This is a genomic window from Providencia sp. JGM181 (assembly GCF_018257375.1).
In the GTDB taxonomy this organism is placed as follows: Bacteria; Pseudomonadota; Gammaproteobacteria; order Enterobacterales; family Enterobacteriaceae; genus Providencia; species Providencia lanzhouensis.
In genome coordinates, this window is record NZ_JAERJY010000050.1 from 1 (window position 1) to 21,422 (window position 21,422).

Consider the following 21,422-nt stretch of genomic DNA (forward strand, 5'->3'; position numbering starts at 1 on the left):
ACTAATACCTCTATTAGTGGATATAATAAAAGGAGCATAATTTGATAGAATTTATAAACTCAATCAGCAATCTTATTTGGGGCTCGTTATTAATTTATTTATTATTGGGAGCCGGTTTATATTTTACAATACGATCTAAATTTATTCAGTTTAGGCATTTTGGCCACATGTTCGGAGTACTGAAAAATAGCACTCAATCGGACAGTTCAGGTATTTCTTCATTCCAAGCACTATGTACCAGCCTAGCGGCGCGAGTTGGTACTGGAAATCTAACGGGTGTTGCTATCGCGATTACGGCAGGCGGCCCTGGCGCTATATTCTGGATGTGGGTGGTTGCATTACTAGGAATGGCAACGTCATTTGTCGAATGTACATTAGCGCAGCTTTATAAAACCAAAGATGACCAAGGTAACTATCGCGGCGGGCCTTCTTATTACATGGAGAAAGGCTTAAAACAGCGCTGGATGGGTGTACTGTTCTCCATCTTCTTAATCATTGCATTTGGTTTGGTTTTTAATGCAGTTCAAGCGAACTCCATTGCACAAGCAACTGCTGTGGCATTTGATTTTAACCCACTCTATGTTGGTATTGCCTTAGTGATCCTCAGTGGAACCATTATTTTTGGTGGATTAAGATCAATTGCTAAAGTCGCCGAATTTGTCGTGCCAATCATGGCTATCGCTTATTTAGTACTGGCTTTCTGGGTTGTCGGTCAAAATATTGATCGCTTACCTGATGTCTTTATGCTGATTTTCCGTAGCGCCTTTGGTTTACAGGAAGCCGCGGGCGGCGCCATTGGTTATGGTATCGCTCAGGCGATGACGCAAGGCATTCAGCGCGGATTGTTCTCGAATGAAGCCGGAATGGGTTCTGCGCCAAATGCAGCGGCATCTGCGTCACCTTATCCACCACATCCTGCCTCCCAAGGCTATGTCCAAATGTTAGGTGTATTCATGGATACCATTGTGATCTGTAGCGCTACAGCCATTATTATTTTGGCTTCAGGCGTGTTAGATGGTCCGGTGGGTAAAATCAATGGTATTGAGCTGACTCAGCTAGCTTTATCTTCTGCGGTAGGCAGTTGGGGAAGTATCTTCGTTGCGATTGCGATTTTCTTCTTTGCTTTTACATCCATCATTGCCAACTATGCTTATGCAGAAAGCAATATGATTTTCTTGGAAAATAATCATACCGCTGGGCTGTTTATTTTCCGCTTAGCGACATTGGGGATGGTGATGTTCGGGGCGCTCGGTGAAATGCCACTGATTTGGAAGCTTGCGGATGTTTCGATGGGCTTAATGGCAATTACAAACTTGATTGCCATCCTCTTATTGTCCGGTGTGGCATTCAAACTCGCGAAAGATTACAACCGGCAGTTAGGTGCTGGAAAAATTCCAACATTTGATATTAATGACCATCCAGAGCTGAAAAAACAGCTTAATGAAGGAATTTGGGAAAAAGAGTCGGTTGAGCAGTGGGTTAAGAACGAAGCCCATTAATTTTGCAATCTCTGGTTGCTGTTGACGCAATTGATCGCAGTTGAAAGCAAATAGAAATAGAAGGCGCTTAGATTTGTTTCTAGGCGCCTTTTTTATTCTTAATTGTCTGCTCAATAAATATAAAAAAACTTGCTTTATTGCCCTTAGAGCGTAAGGTTTTGGAGGAAAATAATAGCCAAGATAAATATGAAATAAGGTGTTGATCAGGAAGATGAAACTCGGACGATACGCAGCAACATTTTACGGGGTCGTATCCATATTATTGTGGAGCACGATGGTAGGGCTTGTTCGCAGTACGAGCGAAAACTTTGGTCCTATTGGTGGCGCGGCACTTATCTATTCGATAGGGAGCCTAGTTTTGGTTGTTGTAATGGGGTTGCCGAAAATTCATCTTTTCCCTAGACGCTATTTGTTTTGGGGGGCGTTTTTATTTGTTAGTTATGAAATTTGCTTTATTTTAGCGCTAGGGCTTGCCAATAATCGTCAGCAAGCCATTGAGCTGGGGATGGTGAATTACTTATGGCCGAGCTTCACAATTGCGTTAGCGGTTTTATTTAATCGACAGCGTTTTAGTTTATTACTGATTATCGGGCTTATTTTAGCGTTTGCGGGTTTATTGTGGGTTATCTCCGGCGATCAACCTTTATCCCTAAACGCCATTCTTTCAAATATTCAAAGTAACCCACTTAGTTACGGCTTAGCCTTTGTTGGTGCATTACTGTGGGCTTTTTATAGCAATATTACGAAACGAATGTCGAATGGCTGCAATGGTATGGTGCTGTTTTTTATCATGACATCGGTCGGATTGTGGATCTTATTTATCTTCTCGACGCCAGCGCCATTTAATATCAATGTGAATAGTGTCAGTTTGTTATTTATCACTGCTATTGCAACCGGCGGGGCAAATGCGCTTTGGACAGTAGCAATCATCAAAGGCAATGTGGCTTTTCTCGGGACATTGTCCTATTTCACTCCTGTTATCTCTACAGCATTTTCTTCAATGCTCTTGAGCACCGCATTAACTTTGGGCTTCTGGCAAGGCGTCTTGATGGTTACCATAGGGTCAATCACCTGTTTTATTGCCACAAGGCGCTGAGTTATGTTTGGGCGTGTAACGAACACTAATAGCGCCGAGGATAAAAATCACGCCAAGTAGCTGCAATACCCAATGTTCTGGTAAGCCATGTTGAACAGCTTTACTGTTCCAACCTGAAAAAGCCCATCAAGCAAATAACAAGCCGAATGTCAGCGATATGCCAACATTCGGCTTTTAAATATCAAGATTAAGCTAAGTTTTGCTCAGCAACAGGCTCGCTTTTCGCGGTCAATTTGCCGATAAACATCGAGATAATAAACGCGATAATGCCTGGAATTAACCAACCCATCCCTTGCTCAAACAGCGGTAAATAAGTGATTAAGTTTGCTTTTATTGATGCGCTCAAGAGTTCCATATTATTCAGCGTATCGAATAGGCTCATCAGCACAACTACGCCAATGGTGATCCCATAAGTGACTCGAGGAGCAGCCATAAACTTGCGCGCAAATTGCAGGAACACGATAGTGACCGATGAAGGATAAATCATCAGCAGCGCCGGAATGGTGACGCGCAATAAGGTGTCGAGACCAAACGTGGACACGACGGTGGTTAGCATTGTGAAGAAAACTACCCAGAAGCGATAACCTAAACGGTGATGGAAAGTCGCAAAGTAATCCGCACAGGCGCTGGTCACACCCACTAATGTGGTCATGCTTGCCAGTAATACAATTCCGCACATGATCCACGTACCTACCGCACCAAACAGGACATCGACGTAACGAGAGAAGATCTGTCCGCCATTGGTGGCTGTATTCGCCACTTGTTCACTGGTCGCGCCTAAATAGAACAGGCAGATATACAACGCCGCGAGTAAGCTTACTGAAATTAAACCCGCTTTAATCGTGATAGTCGCGACTTGGCGAGGTTCAGTGATCTGTTTCGATGCTAATGCGCGCGCCACAATCCCTCCAAACGCCATCGCTGAGAGGACATCCATGGTTTGATAGCCATCAATCACGCCGCCAAAGAAGGCAAACTCAGCATACTGTTTAACTGGCGGATTCATGTCAGAAAGCGGGTTAATGACCACAGCAATTCCCACAACCACTAACAAAATAAGTAACGCCGGAGTCATAAACTTACCAATCGCGCTGATCATAGTGCCTTGCTTCAACATGAAGAACATCGAGGTGAAGTTAAAAATGAGTGCGAAAGTGAGATGAGAGAATGTGCTTTTTTCAACGAAGCCTAATGGTAAAAAGCCCATTTCAAATGCGGTATTCGTCACCCTTGGCATCGCAAATGTGGAGCCGACAATTAGGTAGAGTGCAACCCAGAAAATGACCGCAACCCATTTAGGCAAATCAACAGAAAGCTTTTCACCACGTCCTTTTACTGCAACTGTTACTAAGGTTAAGAAGGGTAATAGAACACCGGTGATCAGAAAACCTAATGAGGTATCAAACCAGTCTGTCCCTGATTGATAGCCTGCCATCGGTGGAAAGATGATATTTCCCGCGCCTAGAAATAAGGCGAATACCATCATCCCCAGAATTAACATATCTTTAGTCGAAAACATTTTACTACCTGTTAGTGATGTGGGTTTTATTGTACTTATAGATGAATGACAATTTTTTAAAAGAGGCAGATAGTATCAAATTTGGAAGAGTAAGTAAGGTAAAGGATAAAATAGCCCTAAGAGAAAGACAGGAGATGGATATGCCAGAATGGGGATGTCTAGGCATATCCAGTTAAATTGTATTTTGGTCTAGAGATTTGAACTCTAAATTAACTGCTCACTAGATAATAAATTTGTTTATTGCGATAGCAACACCATCACAATCGTTGGTGTCGGTGACAAATTTCACTATTTCACGAATATGTGGTGCAGCATTTCCCATTGCAACCGAAACACTCGAATACTGTAGCATGGCAACATCATTATTTTGGTCACCGATGCTCATGACTTTATCCGGCGTGAGAGATAATTTCTCACATAACACTTTTAGTGCAGAGCCTTTGCTTACATCCTTATTCGAAACTTCAAGGAAATAAGGACTAGTTTTGATCAGCGAGTAGTTTTCAAAGGTATTTTCAGGAATATAGCTGATACCTACATCCAGTTTTTCGGGATGGTCAATAATCATGATTTTGGTAAAACTGAGCGAGCTATCCATTTCGTTAACCGGGCAATACACCAGAGGGGTATTGGTGAAATAGGCATCATGAATGGTATAGCGGCTAATATGACGATTCGCAGTGAACATGGTGTTGTCTGCAAGGGCGTGCATATGAACCCCCACGTTGTTAGCTAGTTCAGCAAAATATTGATAATCTTCAAAATCTAACAAGTTTTCATACAGGTGACTGCCATCATTGGCTTGATGGATCACGCTGCCATTGTTACTGATACAGTAGTTGCTGGCAGTATCTAATCCAAGTTCTTGAAGGTAGGGCAAAATACCAGAATAGGGGCGACCTGAGGCAAGGACAATTCGCACACCTTGTTTGTGCGCGCGGGTAATGGCTTCTTTCACTGCGGGAGAAATTTGGTGCTGCGAATTGAGTAACGTGCCATCTAAATCAATGGCGACCAGTTTGATTGACATCAATGCCTCCTAAAATAGAACTTTTACACGTACCTTACTCTGATTATCGAGAATGTAAATTATCTAAGAGGGCAACGGATAAGTTGCTCAGTAAAAAGGATGAGAATACCCATGTTTTATCGCATTAAAACTGAAAAAATGCAGGTTAATGCGCGTAAAACAAATTCACTCATCATCCGGGATTAGGTGTAATGGCTCTTTTACATCCAAATGAATTTGGTCATTTTGACGAAAATCAAACGGCGTAATGCCATATTCTTTGCGGAACATATAGGTAAAGTGGGATTGCGAGCCGAAGCCAAAATCTAACGCAATATCAAAAATACTTTGGCTGCTGTTTCTTAATAAATTTACGGCGCCAGCCAGTCGGCGCTGACGGATATATTTTCCTAAGGAGATTCCTGTGACCTCCTTAAAGATTTTTTGCATATGCCAAAGGGAATACCCAGAATAGGCAGCGAGTTCTTCCAAATGGATGACTCGACCTAAATGCTCTTCGATCCATTTACTTAGAGCATTAACAAGTGCTACGTGGTTATCTTGTGCCATCTCAAATTCATTCTTATTTTACGGTAACCGAAGTATACACAACTTCATTTCACCATGACAAAGGTTGGTTGTGCGGTATTACAGATTTATGTATAAAAATCACACAATAATAGCCAGTTATTTATCAAGAGCTGCAAAAATAAACAATTGTTTTCTTGAAAACGATGAATAGCCCATTTTACGAAACTAAAGACGATAATATCGATTAATATTGCCAGATGATGTGACTATTAAGAACCCCATTATCTATGCGAAATATGCTATTAATCATCAGCATTGTAATTATTTGTGCTTTTTTATACCTCTTGGCGATGAATAATCTCTGCGATCAGGGCGGGGATGATTTTCAACTCGGTGTTTGCCGCGTGACGGGTTTGTTACCATTTTGAGTTTGCATTTTGCAACGTCTTACAGGATATTAGTTTGTCATTATTTGGAAACATTAGAAGACAGGCAGAAAGCCAGCTTTACAGTTGTATAATTGCGAGTGGAGTTCATGCAAAAATTCAAATAAACTTGCGTGATTATCACAACTGTGGACGATAACAAAAAGCTAGAGGATGAAGGGTAAAGATATGGCGCAACAGACGCTAAAGCGCGGATTGAAAAACAGGCATATTCAGTTAATTGCCTTGGGGGGCGCTGTCGGTACAGGGCTATTTTTAGGGATAGCAACCACCATCCAAATGGCAGGTCCGTCGGTACTACTTGGGTATGCATTGTGTGGATTTATCGCTTTTCTGATCATGCGTCAGTTAGGTGAAATGATTGTTCAAGAGCCTGTTGCAGGGTCATTTAGCCATTTCGCATTCAAATATTGGGGCGGTTTTGCCGGGTTCCTCTCGGGTTGGAACTACTGGGTGATGTTTATCCTCGTGGGGATGACTGAACTGACCGCTGCGGGTAAATATATGCAACACTGGTGGCCTGAGTTACCTATTTGGGTTTCGGCACTGGTGTTTTTTATTGCGGTTAATGCAATTAACCTGATTAATGTTCGCTCTTATGGAGAAACGGAATTCTGGTTTGCGCTGATCAAAGTTGTTGCGGTTATCGCGATGATTTTATTTGGCTGTTACTTACTGTTTAGTGGCCATGGCGGCCCTCAAGCCAAAGTGAGTAACTTATGGGAATACGGCGGCTTTTTTGCCAAAGGCTATAATGGGCTATTAGTCGCGCTGGCGATTATTATGTTCTCATTTGGTGGATTGGAATTAGTGGGGATCACTGCAGCAGAAGCTGAAGATCCAGATAAAAGCATTCCAAAAGCCATCAATCAAGTGGTTTACCGTATCTTAATTTTCTATATCGGCTCACTGGCGGTATTACTGGCGCTGTATCCGTGGGTGCAACTGGATGGCAAAACTAGCCCCTTCGTACTGATTTTCCATGAGCTGGGTGATTTACTCGTTGCCAATGCATTGAACGTGGTGATTTTGATTGCGGCTCTGTCGGTTTATAACAGTGGGGCATACTGTACTAGCCGTATGCTGTATGGTTTAGCACAACAAGGTAACGCACCGCGCTTTATGGCAAAAGTGAATAAAGGCGGCGTGCCTGTAATGGCGCTTATTGTTTCAGGTATCGCGACTTCTGGCGGGATCTTGATTAACTTCGTGATGGAAGGCAAGGCGTTTGAATTACTGATGTCCTTGGTGGTCACCACGTTAGTTTTAAACTGGATTATGATTTGTGTTTCTAACTTGAAGTTTAGGGCTGCAATGAATAAACAGGGTATTGAAACGAAGTTTAAGAGTATTTGGTATCCGTTTGGTAACTATCTGTGTTTAGCATTCTTGTCGCTGATTTTGATTATTATTCTGACAATGGATGGGTTACGCGTTTCTGTGCTGATTATGCCTCTTTGGATCGCGGTTCTGTGGGTTGGTTATCAATTCTCAGGTGCTAAAAAACAAGGTGTAGAGAGCAAAGCGTTATAGCCTTATCAATCAGTAAAAGACCAGATAAATAAAAAACAAAAAACCGGTAAGATTTTTAATCTACCGGTTTTTTTATGCTTGCTTTTTGGTCAATCAGCCTCTAGCGAGATGAGTTCAAACGCTTACCACTGCCAACGTAACCAAGCAAACAGGACGTTACCGTTATTGTATGTTCCTGGAATATAGGTCGCTTGAACAGAAAGCTTATCATATTCAATAGAAACTAAAGGCAGAGGCGCAGGGAGTGGAATATAGCTATATTCCTCACGCGCGGTAATACCTAATGTGAATCCCGCACCCATACGGAAGCCATCAAGATCGCCCGGGATCCACATTTTTTGGAAACCATAACCCACGATTGGCTCGACTTTATTATGGGAATCCATAAATGCCATTGCGTAGAGTGCATGCCAGTCATTATCTTCATCATAACGATATTTACCGATACCAAAGCCCCATGGCTCTTCATTATAGGTATCTGTTTTTTCTTTATCGTACATAAGACGGTTATGCCAAGTGAAGAACGGGATATACAGCTCATATTTGTCAGAATCCCAAGTGGTGCTGACATTATTAGTGAATTTATCCCATAAACCGACTGACTGCTCTTCAGCAAATGCAGGCGATGACATGCAGATTGAAGCGCTCAGAATTGCCGATGCGCCTACAACCAACTGTATGTTTTTATTAACTCTCATTGTGGATCCAATCTAGTTTTATCTGATAGATGAGTCATGATAGACATTGACAATGATGACATCATTATCGCAATTGTAATAATTGTAGTGGAAATTATTTTAATAAAGATAAGCTAAATAGGACAGCAATAAATGGTTAAATTAGGATAATGACGTATTGGGATCGTAATTTGCTGTAAGGAATCAACTCAATATTGATATCAATTTTTTGATATTAGAATGAATCAATTAGCTATAACCATTTGATTATTAATTATAAAAATCCAATTTATTTTTGATGAAAATCAATCGCATTTAATTATTGAAGACAATGGATAATCTGCTAGTAATTAGCATTGCGTATGAGACAATTCATTTAAGGACGTTATTTAATTAACTTAATGATTTTTATTAAGTTAAAAAGACGTAATAAGCGCAATATGACTAAGGTCAATTATCTTTCTAAAGACAATTGTTTTACTGAAGACAATTATTTTACTGAAGACAATGGAGAGGGCACTAATGAGAGTGAATGCATTAACGATTGCGGGAACGGATCCATCTGGTGGAGCTGGTATTCAAGCAGATCTGAAAACATTTTCCGCACTCGGTGCGTATGGAACCAGTGTGATGACTGCGCTGGTGGCACAAAATACGCAAGGTGTTCAAGCCATCCATAATATCCCTTCAGACTTTGTTGCGGCCCAATTGAACTCTGTTTTAAGTGATGTCCGTATTGATGCCGCGAAAATCGGCATGTTATCTAATCGAGGCAATGTTCAAGTTGTCGCCAATGCGTTGAAAAAAACACCCGTGCCTTATGTGGTGCTCGATACAGTAATGGTCGCCAAAAGTGGAGACCCGCTATTATTACCGGACGCGGTGGAAACCCTAAGACGCGAGCTTTTACCTATGGTTTCGTTGATCACGCCAAATTTGCCCGAAGCAGCCGTATTACTTGATGAGCCGATGGCGCAAACGGAAGAACAAATGCGTGAGCAAGGGCAACGCTTATTGCAATTGGGTTGCCAGAGTGTCTTGATGAAAGGCGGGCACTTAATCGATTCTCAAAGCCCTGATTGGTTGATCACCCCAGAAGGGGAATGGCGCTTTACATCGGTACGTATCGATACCAAAAATACTCATGGAACAGGATGCACGTTGTCAGCAGCGTTAGCCGCACTGAGGCCGCGTTTTGAGGATTGGCAACAAACAGTTGTGGAAGCAAAAGCCTATTTGCAAGGGGCGCTAGAGCAAGCGGATAGCTTAGAAGTTGGTAGTGGTTTTGGGCCTGTACATCATTTTCATCGCTGGTGGTGAGAATTTTGAGGGACTAGAAAAAAGAAATGGCTAGCTCAAGGGAGATTGAGCCAGCCAAGGAGGTGGTTCCTAGTCTTAATTTATGACTTTCTAGTTCTTCGTTTTCGACAGTGACTATACGATATAGAATAACCAATTGATGTGATCTGTTGCATAAATTTGGATATTGAGTGCACTTTTTAACGAAACTGTCAATAACGAGAATGATTCTCAACTAAAATAAAGCATAAAATGGCCGTTTTTTACACGAATACCTAAGAAAAAACCCATAGTCATCGACCATGGGCTTCTATTTAGTAAAACGTGTTTAGTAATAAGCGATGGAATGCTTAGTCAGTTTACGCTTTTTCTGCTTTTACGCTTTTTCTTCTTGGGCTTGGTGCGGATCTCGAGTAGTTGTTCCTGCAAGATTGCGGATCAACAAACCAAAATTCACATCCACATCTTCAGGAATTGGCAGATAAACTACATGTCCATTACCTGGAGCAACTTCAATAGATTCACCTTTGCGGTTAGTTAATGCATCCAGAGTAAAGACGATATTACCTGACGGTGTCATTAACTCTAAGCTGTCACCGACGCTAAATTTGTTTTTCACATCGACTTCCGCTAAGCCATTCACTCGGTTGCCTGTGAATTCACCGACAAATTGCTGGGTATCCGAAACGGAATAGCCATATTCATAGGTTTGGTAGGCATCATGGGTGTGACGACGTAAGAAACCTTCGGTATAACCACGGTGTGCTAATCCTTCAAGGGTAGAAAGCAGGGTTGGGTCAAATGGCTTACCCGCTACCGCATCATCAATGGCGCGGCGATATACTTGGGCTGTACGAGCACAATAATAGAATGATTTAGTACGACCTTCGATTTTCAGTGAATGAACGCCCATTTTGGTCAGTGTTTCAACGTGTTCGATGGCGCGTAAATCTTTTGAGTTCATGATGTAAGTGCCATGTTCGTCTTCAAAGGCGGTCATGTATTCGCCCGGACGCATCGCTTCTTCAATCATGTAAACTTTATCGGTTGGAGCACCTTCACCGAGTGTTGGCGCCACGTTTTTAACGGGGATTGGCTCATGGACATGCACGATGTTACCTACATCGTCTTCTTTGCCTTCTTGAACTTTATATTCCCAGCGACACGCGTTAGTACAGGTACCTTGGTTAGGGTCACGCTTATTAATATAACCAGACAGCAGGCAGCGACCAGAATACGCCATACACAGAGCACCGTGTACAAAGACTTCCAGCTCAATTTCAGGTACTTGCTGGCGGATTTCAGCGATTTCTTCCAACGATAATTCGCGGGATAAAATCACGCGAGTTAATCCCATTTGTTTCCAGAATTTCACAGAAGCCCAGTTGACGGCGTTAGCTTGAACCGATAAGTGAATATCCATCTCCGGGAAGGCTTCACGTACCATCATAATCAGACCAGGGTCGGACATAATTAGGGCATCGGGACCCATTTCAATCACGGGAGTCAGGTCACGAATAAAGGTTTTTAACTTGGCGTTATGTGGCGCGATATTGACGACCACATAGAATTTTTTACCCAGCTCGTGGGCTTCGTTGATCCCTTTTGCGAGATTCTCATGGTTAAATTCGTTATTGCGCACGCGTAAGCTATAACGTGGTTGGCCAGCGTAAACCGCATCGGCGCCGTAAGCGAAAGCATAGCGCATGTTCTTCAAGGAACCTGCTGGGGATAATAATTCTGGTGTAAACATGTTAGTTCTCAGTCTGATGTCAGGTCAGCACCAAGCCGGATGGCTTGGTGTAAAAATTCGAGGGTGGGGATTTTAACGCTAAATGACGGGAATGCCAAATTTCCCATGTAAAAAACAGGGTTATAATTTTGTTACAGAAACGCTGGCAGCAATTAGATGTCGTCCCAACGATAGCCTAAACCATAGATGGAGCGGATAAAGGTTTTTTCGTCATCCAACGATTCGAGCTTACGGCGTAAATTTTTGACGTGGCTATCAATGGTTCTGTCGGTGACCACACGATGGTCATCGTACAAAATATCCAGCAATTGATCCCGAGAAAACACGGTACCTGCGTTATCTGACAAAAACTTTAGCAGGCGAAATTCTGCGGGGGTCAATTCCAGTAATTTATCGCCATAACGGACTTGGAACGCATTTTCATCGATAATCAGTTGAGTTTCTTGGCTACCTGTAGATGAAGGGACTTTTTGGCAACGGCGTAAAATCGTTTTCACTCGGGCGACCACTTCTCGCGGACTAAACGGCTTACAAACGTAGTCATCGGCGCCAATTTCCAGCCCTAATAAACGGTCAATTTCTTCTGTTTTAGCCGTCACCATAATCACAGGAACGTCGCTGAATTTACGCAGTTCACGGCAGACTGAAATACCATCAAGTCCCGGCAACATCAAATCTAATAAAATCAGGTCAGGAAAGTGCTTTTTCACATAGGGGATCACTTCATCCCCGCGCATCAGCAGGGCGGGTACATAGCCAGCGGCTTGCAGATAATCAAACAGTAACTGTCCAAGTTTAGGTTCGTCTTCAACAATCAGAACATGGGCGCTATTGGCTCCCAATAAAGGGGATTCAGGCAAAGACACTATTGCTCCTCCTGCGTCGCAATGGGAATTTGAATGGTTATCTTCACGCCACCGAGTGGAGATGGTGCCGCAGAAATAGTCCCGTTATGGGCTTCGACAATATTATAGCAAATCGCCAGTCCCAAACCTGAGCCGCCACTCGCACGGTTACGAGAAACTTCCACACGGTAAAATCGCTCAAATAGACGCTGGCACTGTTCAACACTTAATCCCGGTGCACTATCTTCCCACGTGATCACTAATTGTTGGTCATGTTGGCTCACGTTGACGGCAATTTTACCGTGAGGATCCGTATAGCGCAGGCTATTTTCCATCAAATTATAAAACAGTTGGTTGATTCGATCAGGGTCAGCGAATAGATGGGAATGGGCAGAAAATTGAGTTTCTAACGTCAGTTGTCTATCTTCCAATCGCCATTTGGCTTGTCCTAAGTTCATCTCGATAATCGGGATAATATCGATAAATTCCATACGGTAAACCAAGGAGCCTCTATCGGATAACGAAAGCTGATGTAGGTCATTGACCAGTTTTATCAGTGTTTGAGTCTCATTGAGTAGGGAATTGATGGTTTCAGGAGTCGCTTGGCGCACGCCATCTTGCACAGCTTCAAGTTCGCCGCGTAAAACGGAGAGTGGGGTGCGTAATTCATGGGAAATATCCGCCATATAATCGCGGCGCATTTGCTCATTTTTTTCCAAAGTCGAGGCAAGATGGTTAAAGTCTTTCGCCAATTGCCCCAACTCATCTTGACCAACCTCAGATACCCGTGCGCTGAAATTGCCTTTAGCGAGCTGTTGAGTACCTTCCAATAATCGGGTGATGGGCTTTAAAAAGCCACGAGCTAAAAATAGGGTCACTAACAGCGCCACGAACAGAGATAGCCCTGCAATTACCCAGCTAATGTGCATCTGCTGGGTATCGAAACGTTGGTCTAATTGGTTGCTGATACCACTTTCATAACTGGCAACTAGCCAGCCGACGGTTGCTCCTCGGCTCGTTTTAACTGGCACGCGGATGACTTGATCCGGTGGGGGGAGGTCACGCCCCCAAATGAGGTTGTCTTTGGTGTCATAAACCCAAAACATACCGCGCATTCGCTTATGACCACCGCCATGACCTTGCCCTTGGTGCTGATTATCGACATTGCGTAAAATACGGAAAAACATCCGCTCATCAACCGCCAAAAAACGCCAACTTTCTCGCTCCTCATATTGTTCGGCAAGCGCCAAAGCGAGTAACTCAGCACGTTGCTGGTCATTCTCTTTTATATAGTCAATAAAACCATGCTGGAAGCCCATTCTGACCCCTTGATGCATGATAGCAACCAGCAGCAAACAGGTGGCAAAGATAGCGATAAATAACCGAGTACTGAGGCTCGAGAGTTTAAGCTTCATGGGATTTCTCCTGTATTGAAGGCGCTTTGCGTGAAAACCGCTGTCTCAGACTATCAAAACTGAGATACACCACTGGGGTGGTAAATAGCGTCAGCAACTGGCTCATGACCAAACCACCAACAATTGCGATCCCCAGTGGTTGGCGTAATTCTGCGCCATCACCTGTACCTAGCATCAAAGGGAGCGCCCCAAAAATCGCGGCAAGGGTCGTCATTAAAATCGGTCTAAAGCGCAGCAGGCTCGCGCGTAAAATAGCTTCTTTCGCCGATAAGTTCGCATTGCGTTGGGCTTGAAGGGCAAAATCTACCATGATAATGGCGTTTTTCATCACAATCCCGATAAGCAACATAATGCCGATTAGAGCAATTAGGCTAAATGGCGTATCAAATAATTCCAAGGCTAATAACGCGCCGACACCTGCGGATGGCAGTGTCGATAAAATGGTGAGCGGGTGAATATAACTTTCATACAAAATACCCAGTACCAAATAGACCGTGACAATCGCCGCTAAGATTAAAAATAACTGAGATTTTAAGGTATCTTGGAAAACTTGCGCTGTTCCTGCGAAAGTACCGCGTACCGTCGATGGAACGCCTAAAGCGGTCATGGTTTTTTCCACCGCCACAATCGCATCGTTTAAGGTATAACCGTCTGCCACGTTAAAGGAAATAGTAGACGCGGCTGATAACCCTTGGTGGTTAACACTTAAAGGTGCATTGGCGGGTTGCCAGCGGGCAAAATAGGAGAGGGGAATAGCTTCTCCCTGTTTATTCACCACAAACATTTTATCCAGCGAACTGACGTCTTGGGTATATTCCGGCGCCACTTCCATCACCACTTTATATTGGTTCATGGCTTCATAAATGGTGGAAATTTGACGTTGACCAAAGGCGTTGTTGAGCAGGTTGTTCGCATCACGCACATCGATACCCAGTTGCGCCATCAAATCGCGGTCATAGGTTAATGCCATCTCCGCGCCTTTATCTTCTTTATCAGAGTTCACATCGGTTAATTGAGGCAAATCCCCCAGCGCTCGGCGAATAGCGGGCTCCCATGAACGTAATGCATCCAGCTCGTCGGCTAACAGGGTGAATTGATAGCTGGCTTCGGATTGGCGTCCGCCCACGCGAATATCTTGAACGGGCATCATAAATAAGTTGGCACCGGGTTCGTTCGCCAGTTTCATGCGCAAGCGATTAATCACGCTGTTGGCACTCTCTTTGCGCTCATCCAGTGGTTTTAAGGAGATAAACATAGAACCGCTGTTGACGCGGCTGCCGCCCGTAAATCCAGTGACGCTATCCACGGCAGGATCCGCTTTCACTTGCTGCATAAAGCTGGTCATTTTTTGCTTCATTGACTGGAATGAGATGCTTTGGTCTGCTCGAACGAATCCCAGTAAACGTCCTGTATCTTGCTCAGGGAAAAAGGCTTTAGGGATCGAAATATACAGATAAACATTCAAGCCAATTGCCGCAATCAGCACCGCCAGTACACTGCGACGATGAGATAGTACCCAATTTAACGTGACGGCGTAACTTTCTTGTAACCGAATAAGAACGCGTCCAAATCCTCGTTGCTTGGTATTAGCAGAGCCACGTTTTTTCAGTAAATGCGCGCACATCATCGGGGTTAACGTCAGCGAGATAATCAATGAAATCCCGATAGCAGTAGAGAGCGTAATGGCAAATTCGCGGAATAATCGCCCAACTAATCCATCCATCAGTAACAGTGGGATAAACACTGCCACTAAAGAAATACTCATAGAAACGACGGTAAAGCCAACCTCAGATACCCCTTTAACCGCCGCGATAAACGGTTTTCGACCATTTTCAATGTGCCGAGAAATATTCTCTAGCACCACAATGGCATCATCCACCACAAATCCAGTGGCGACGGTTAAGGCCATCAATGACAAGTTATTGAGGCTAAACCCGCATAAATACATGGCGGTAAAGGTACCAATTAACGAGACAGGCACAGCAATAGCAGGAATTAAAGTCGCGCGTCCTGAACGTAAAAATAGCAATACGACAAGGATCACCAGCGCAATCGCAATCATTAATGCGCGTTCAACTTCAGCCAATGATGCTTTGATTGTGGGGGTTCTGTCTTGGGCGACTTGTAAATCAATGGCTGCGGGGATCATATCCTTAAATTCAGGGAGTTCCTCGCGAATACGTTTGACGGTTTCAATGATATTGGCACCCGCTTCGCGGCGAATAATGATCAAAACCGCCGGTTCACCACTGGACATCCCTGCGGCTCGCACATCTTGGACGGAATCTTTTACGACGGCCACATCACTGAGTTTAACGGCATTGCCATTGCTGTAATGCACAATAATCGGACGGTAATCGGCAGCTTTTTTCAGTTCGTCATTAGTCTGAACTTGGTAGCGATTATCATCATTATTAATATAGCCTTGGGGCTGGCGCACGTTGGCACTACTGATGGCAGAGCGAACAGCATCAAGGGAAACCCCTTGATTAAATAGGGCGGTTGGGTTGAGTTCCACACGTACAGCAGGAAGAGAACCACCCCCGACGGTAACTTCACTGACCCCATCGATTTGCGCGATACGCTGAGCTAAGCGTGTGGATGCCACATCATACATTTCCCCGGTACTTAAGGTTTTTGATGTGAGGGTTAAAATCATGATCGGCGCGTCAGATGGGTTTGATTTATAGTAACGTGGTCGACTTGGCATGCCGCTAGGTAATAAATTTTGTGCGGCATTCAACGCCGCTTGTACTTCCCGCGCGGCATTATTGATATCTTTGGTTAAATCAAACTCTAAGGTAATGGAGGTTCGCCCTAACGAACTGCTCGAGGTCATCTCATTTAACCCAGCAATACTACCTAATGAGCGCTCAAGCGGTGTCGCGATAGAGGATGCCATGGTTTCAGGGGAGGCGCCAGGAAGTGACGCTGTCACTCTTATCACAGGGTAGTCTACCTGTGGCAATGGCGCCACAGGTAAAAACAGAAAGCTCAATGCACCGCACAGGGTAATGGCAACACTGATTAACGTGGTCGCCACCGGACGGCTAATAAACAAAGCAAAGAAGCGTTTCATTAAGACTCCTGTGCCTTGTGCTCACGGCGATTGAAGCGATGGGCTAAACGGTCAAACATCAGGTAAATCACAGGCGTGGTGAACAGCGTTAAAATCTGGCTCATGATCAGCCCACCCACCATACAGACCCCCAGGGGTTGACGCAGTTCTGCTCCGACACCGGTACTGAGCATCAGCGGCAGTGCACCAAGCAACGCGGCCATGGTGGTCATCAGGATTGGGCGAAAACGCAGTAAACAGGCCTGATAAATCGCATCATACGGGGACAAACCTTGCTCACGCTCTGCGGCGAGTGCAAAGTCAATCATCATAATGGCATTCTTTTTCACAATCCCGATCAGCAAAATAATCCCGATAATGGCGATAACATCGAGCTCATTGCCCGCCATCATGAGTGCGAGCAAAGCCCCCACACCAGCGGTCGGCAAAGTGGACAAAATAGTGATTGGATGAATAAAGCTTTCGTACAGAATACCCAGCACGATATACATGGCGATAATAGCGGCAAAAATCAGCCAAACGGTGCTACTTAGCGCCGCTTCAAAGGCGAGGGTGGCGCCTTGGAATTGTGTCGTTATCGATTTTGGCATCGCTATCTGTTTTTCAGCCAGTTTCACTGCATTGACCGCCTCTTCTAATGAAGAATCTCCCGCTACATCAAAAGAGAACGTGACTGACGGGAATTGATCAAGGTGATTAATCGCCAAAGGTCCATAGCCTTCTTGAATATTCACAAGGGTATTTAGTGGAACAATGGCGCCATCCGTACCTTTCAAGCGAATATCATTGAGCGCATCCATTCCATCACGGGTTTGGGTATTGTGCTCTAAAATCACGCGATACTGGTTAGCTTGGGTGTAAATGGTGGAGATCATACGCTGACCAAATGCGTTATACAGAGCGTTATCGATATTCGACATAGTAATACCAAAACGGCTCGCGGTATCCCGATCCACATTCACATACGCCACTAAACCTTTGTCTTGCCAATCGCTGCTGACATCAATCAATTCAGGTTGCTGACTTAAGGCTTCCTGCAATTTTGGTACCCAAGTGCTGAGCTCATCCAGAGAACCTGCTTGCAGCGTAAATTGATACGGGGTACGGGAAACCTGCGTATCAATGGTTAAATCTTGTGACGGTTGCAAGTAAAGATTGACCCCTGCAATGCCGCTGGTGGCTTGTTGTAAGCGAGGAATAATCGTAGGAACACGATCGTCGCGTTCATCAAGGGGCTTCAATGTGATTTGAATACGGGCGTTATTCAGAGTGGCATTGTTACCATCGATACCCACATAGGTGGTAACGTTCTCAACCGCCGGATCTGCCAGAATAATGCCCGCCACTTCTTGCTGTTTCTTCGACATCGCGGCAAACGAAATGGATTGGCGACTCTCAATCGTGCCTTGAATAATGCCGCTATCTTGCAGTGGGAAGAACCCTTTCGGGATCCACATATACAGCAGCACGGTCAGCACTAAGGTTCCCAGCGCGACACACAGAGTTAACCATTGGTGGTTAAGAATGCGTTTTAGCCAAACACCGTAACCTGCAATCATCCATTCAAAGAAACGCTCACAGGCGATTTCAAAGCGGTTATGTTTATGTTGGGATTCCGGTTTGAGTAAGCGGGCGCACATCATTGGGGTGAGGGTGAGGGATACCACCGCAGAAATCAAAATTGCCACTGCTAATGTAATCGCAAACTCACGGAATAGGCGCCCGACAATATCCCCCATAAACAGCAGCGGGATCAGCACGGCAACCAAAGAGAATGTCAGGGAGATAATGGTAAAACCGATTTCGCCTGCGCCTTTTAATGCGGCAACAACCGGTTTATCCCCTTGTTCGAGATAGCGAGAGATATTTTCAATCACCACGATGGCGTCATCCACCACGAATCCCGTGGCGATGGTGAGTGCCATCAAGGTGAGGTTATTGACGGAAAAACCGCAAAAATACATGACGGCAAAGGTGCCAACTAACGATAAAGGTACGGCGATGCCGGGGATCAGCGTCGCAATACCATTACGTAGAAATAGGTAAATCACCATCACCACGAGGGCGATAGCGAGCATTAATTCGAATTGAACATCATTGACAGAGGCGCGAATGGTGCTGGTACGGTCAGTCAAAATATCCACGTTAACGGATGCTGGTAAGCTTTCAATCAATTCAGGCAACAACGCGCGGATAGTATCCGTGGTGCTAATCACGTTAGCGCCAGGTTGGCGCTGAACGTTAATGACAATTGCTTGTTGGCTATTGGCCCATGCACCGAGATAGGCGTTCTCAGCGCCTTGTTCAATGGTGGCAATATCTCCCAAACGAACAGGGGCGCCATTTTGGAAAGCCACAATCAACTTGCGGTAATCCTCAAGGGATTTCATCTGGTCATTGGCAGATAACGTCACAGAGCGGGTTGGACCATCAAAACTCCCTTTTGCGGAGTTGACGTTGGCATTATTGATAGCGGTGCGGATAGTTTCGCTGTCTAACCCTTTTGCTGCCATGGCTTGCGGATTAAGGTTGACGCGTACGGCAGGGCGTTGCCCCCCCGCTAAGGTGACTAAACCCACCCCAGTCACTTGGGAAATTTTCTGCGCCACGCGGGTTTCAATAATATCTTGTACCTGCGTTAACGGCATCGCATCGGAGGTGACGGCGAGCGTTAAAACGGGCGGATCCGCAGGGTTTACTTTGTTGTAAATCGGTGGGTACGGTAAATCGGAGGGCAGCAAGCTGGTGGCGGAGTTAATCGCGGCTTGGACCTCTTGCTCTGCCACATCGAGAGGTAAAGAGAGCTGGAACATTAAGGTGATCACCGACGCGCCGCCGGAGCTGCGTGATGACATCTGTTGCAAACCGGACATTTGACCAAATTGAGTTTCTAGCGGTGCAGTGATAGCCGACGTCATTACATCAGGGCTGGCACCAGGATATAAAGTCACCACCTGAATGGTTGGGTAGTCAACTTCCGGTAATGCTGATACAGGTAAAAACCGATAACCGATGATCCCCGCGAGCAAAATCGCCACCATAAATAAGGTGGTTGCAACAGGGCGCAGAATGAAGAGGCGGGATGGGCCACCGCCTTTATGAGTATCCGGCTGCATTAGGCTTTCTCCGCGCTATTGCGAGGTTTTTTCTCAGCGGAAGCGGGTTTCTTTTCAAGGGTTGAAGCGTTGACCACTTCAACTTTCGCGCCGTCTGTTAGCTTATCGACGCCATCGGTAATGACTTTGGTATTGGCGGATAAACCGCTTTCAATCACGACTTGTTGGCTGTCTTGAATGCCCACCGTCACAAGGTGTTTCGTCACGGTATCATCGTCGCTCAATACCCAAACATAGTGACCTTCATTGCCCATTTGCAGAGCAGCAGTTGGGATCACGACAGCATTTTGTAAGGTCTCTACCTGCATTTTGACGTTCACAAATTGGTTCGGGAACAGTTTTTGCTCTTCGTTAGTAAAGCGTGCTTTGATTTTCAGTGTACCGGTTGCTGGATCAATTTGGTTATCGGTACTCAATAACTCTCCGCGTGCAATCATGGCAATATTATTGCGATCCCACGCTTCAATCAGGACTTTATTTCCTGCTGCTTGTGCTTGCTGGATTGCAGGAATGTCGCCTTCAGGTAAAGCAAATAGCACGTCAGCAGGTTGTGTTTGGGTGATCACCACAATCGGCGTGGAAGTCCCTGAAGAGATAAAGTTACCCACATCCACTTGTTTTAAACCGATGCGTCCAGAAATAGGGGCGGTAATTTTACTGTAGGTGAGTTGCAGCTTGGCGTTATCAACCGCGGCTTGGTCAACTTTGATGCTACCCTCGGCTTGTAACACAGTAGCCCGCTGGTTATCCAGCTCTTGTTGGGAGATGACTTTGGTTCCCGCCAGTTTTTGGTAGCGGGTCAGGTCTAATCGAGCATTGGCTAAAGTCGCTTTATCTTTAGCTAATTGACCTTCCGCTTGAGCAAGTTGCACTTCAAAAGGACGTGGGTCAATTTGCGCGAGTAAATCACCCGCCTTAACGGATTGCCCTTCGGTGAAGTAGATATTCATTAATTGACCTTCAACGCGGCTAGTGACCGTCACCATGTTAGCAGCCTGTACAGTACCTAAACCGGATAGGAAGCGCGGAACGACTTTTTCTTGGGCAGTAGCAAATTGAACGGGGGCCAGCGGGCGCGATGGTCTTCCGCTTGCTTTTTTCCCTTGTCCGCCTTGAGTTGCACTGGCTGTGGTTGGTACTTCATTTTGGTTATTTTTATGGTAGACATACCAGGTTGCGCCAGCCGCAGCTAACAGAGCAACAAACAGGGCAGAGCGAGTCAAAATTGTACGGCGTTTCTGTGTCGTCATGGTGGGTAATTCGCTTAACTCAAGGTTGAGTAAAATCAGTTAGGAGCCATTCCAATAAATTTAACTGAATATAATAAGGTATATATTAAAAATTAATCAGTTGCGTATTTTAATAGTTTAGCTTGAGGGGAACAAAAGAAAATGGAGGAAATATGAAAAAATGGAAAAGAACGTTAGATAACTGCAAATAATACTTTTCGAAATTAGCGTAGAACTCTTTGTTGTGAAAGCATTTCTCTCATTTGTTGTCCAGATCACTTGCTATGCGCATATTGGCGTAGTGGCTATTTTATATCTATCTCTACAAAACCACCCCTTTTCTAGGGTGGTTTTGTAGAGATAAAAAGACTATTAT

At 44.7% G+C, this 21,422-nt stretch carries 15 protein-coding genes; 5 read left to right on the forward strand and 10 right to left on the reverse strand.

The window, feature by feature from the left end; translation table 11 throughout:
• Positions 1-41 precede the first annotated feature (41 nt).
• Positions 42-1,499, forward strand: coding sequence for an alanine/glycine:cation symporter family protein (locus JK188_RS08670; RefSeq protein ID WP_211885831.1), 1,458 nt, complete (start codon positions 42-44; stop codon positions 1,497-1,499).
• 211 nt (positions 1,500-1,710) lie between these two features.
• Positions 1,711-2,595, forward strand: coding sequence for an aromatic amino acid DMT transporter YddG (gene yddG / locus JK188_RS08675; RefSeq protein WP_211885829.1), 885 nt, complete (start codon positions 1,711-1,713; stop codon positions 2,593-2,595).
• A gap of 187 nt (positions 2,596-2,782) precedes the next feature.
• Here the strand turns inward: yddG and brnQ are convergent, their stop codons facing one another.
• The 3 genes from brnQ to JK188_RS08690 all read right to left on the reverse strand — a co-directional run bounded on the left by brnQ (position 2,783) and on the right by JK188_RS08690 (position 5,693).
• On the reverse strand, positions 2,783-4,114 hold the full coding sequence (brnQ, locus tag JK188_RS08680) for a branched-chain amino acid transport system II carrier protein (protein ID WP_211885828.1): 1,332 nt from the start codon (positions 4,112-4,114) through the stop codon (positions 2,783-2,785).
• Positions 4,115-4,334: 220 nt separating this feature from the next.
• Complete coding sequence (yidA, locus tag JK188_RS08685) at positions 4,335-5,144, reverse strand: sugar-phosphatase (RefSeq protein WP_211885827.1); 810 nt, start codon at positions 5,142-5,144, stop codon at positions 4,335-4,337.
• Between the two features lie 165 nt (positions 5,145-5,309).
• Positions 5,310-5,693 (reverse strand): helix-turn-helix domain-containing protein, encoded by a 384-nt coding sequence (locus JK188_RS08690; RefSeq protein WP_036953169.1) that lies wholly within the window; start codon positions 5,691-5,693, stop codon positions 5,310-5,312.
• Between the two features lie 257 nt (positions 5,694-5,950).
• On the opposite strand from JK188_RS08690, the gene mgrB reads away from it, so the two are divergent.
• Both mgrB and JK188_RS08700 read left to right on the forward strand, forming a co-directional pair.
• A complete protein-coding gene (gene mgrB / locus JK188_RS17850) occupies positions 5,951-6,082 on the forward strand; it encodes a PhoP/PhoQ regulator MgrB (RefSeq protein ID WP_255425017.1) in 132 nt (43 codons plus the stop codon).
• A 186-nt stretch (positions 6,083-6,268) separates the two neighbouring features.
• Positions 6,269-7,633 (forward strand): amino acid permease, encoded by a 1,365-nt coding sequence (locus tag JK188_RS08700; RefSeq protein ID WP_036953171.1) that lies wholly within the window; start codon positions 6,269-6,271, stop codon positions 7,631-7,633.
• Between the two features lie 122 nt (positions 7,634-7,755).
• Here JK188_RS08700 and pagP read toward each other — a convergent pair whose 3' ends face one another.
• Positions 7,756-8,331, reverse strand: coding sequence for a lipid IV(A) palmitoyltransferase PagP (pagP, locus tag JK188_RS08705; RefSeq protein ID WP_036953173.1), 576 nt, complete (start codon positions 8,329-8,331; stop codon positions 7,756-7,758).
• A 501-nt stretch (positions 8,332-8,832) separates the two neighbouring features.
• On the opposite strand from pagP, the gene thiD reads away from it, so the two are divergent.
• Positions 8,833-9,630, forward strand: a complete 798-nt coding sequence (gene thiD / locus JK188_RS08710; RefSeq protein WP_036953175.1) for a bifunctional hydroxymethylpyrimidine kinase/phosphomethylpyrimidine kinase — start codon at positions 8,833-8,835, stop codon at positions 9,628-9,630.
• 355 nt (positions 9,631-9,985) lie between these two features.
• On the opposite strand, the gene trhP is transcribed toward thiD, so the two are convergent.
• From trhP to JK188_RS08740, 6 genes are all read right to left on the reverse strand, one after another.
• Positions 9,986-11,362 carry a prephenate-dependent tRNA uridine(34) hydroxylase TrhP gene (trhP, locus tag JK188_RS08715; RefSeq protein ID WP_154636889.1) on the reverse strand — a complete coding sequence of 459 codons (1,377 nt, stop codon included), beginning with the start codon at positions 11,360-11,362 and terminating at the stop codon, positions 9,986-9,988.
• A gap of 152 nt (positions 11,363-11,514) precedes the next feature.
• On the reverse strand, positions 11,515-12,228 hold the full coding sequence (gene baeR / locus JK188_RS08720) for a two-component system response regulator BaeR (protein ID WP_211885826.1): 714 nt from the start codon (positions 12,226-12,228) through the stop codon (positions 11,515-11,517).
• The gene (gene baeS, locus JK188_RS08725; RefSeq protein WP_211885824.1) at positions 12,228-13,622 is read right to left on the reverse strand and encodes a two-component system sensor histidine kinase BaeS; all 1,395 of its coding nucleotides are present in this window, start codon (positions 13,620-13,622) and stop codon (positions 12,228-12,230) included. The genes baeR and baeS overlap by 1 nt, the downstream gene beginning before the upstream one ends.
• Positions 13,612-16,701 (reverse strand): multidrug efflux RND transporter permease subunit MdtC, encoded by a 3,090-nt coding sequence (gene mdtC / locus JK188_RS08730; protein ID WP_211885823.1) that lies wholly within the window; start codon positions 16,699-16,701, stop codon positions 13,612-13,614. Before mdtC ends, baeS begins: the two co-directional genes overlap by 11 nt.
• The gene (locus JK188_RS08735; RefSeq protein ID WP_211885821.1) at positions 16,701-19,817 is read right to left on the reverse strand and encodes an MdtB/MuxB family multidrug efflux RND transporter permease subunit; all 3,117 of its coding nucleotides are present in this window, start codon (positions 19,815-19,817) and stop codon (positions 16,701-16,703) included. Before JK188_RS08735 ends, mdtC begins: the two co-directional genes overlap by 1 nt.
• The gene (locus tag JK188_RS08740) at positions 19,817-21,067 is read right to left on the reverse strand and encodes an MdtA/MuxA family multidrug efflux RND transporter periplasmic adaptor subunit (protein ID WP_211885819.1); all 1,251 of its coding nucleotides are present in this window, start codon (positions 21,065-21,067) and stop codon (positions 19,817-19,819) included. Before JK188_RS08740 ends, JK188_RS08735 begins: the two co-directional genes overlap by 1 nt.
• Between the last annotated feature and the right edge of the window lie 355 nt (positions 21,068-21,422).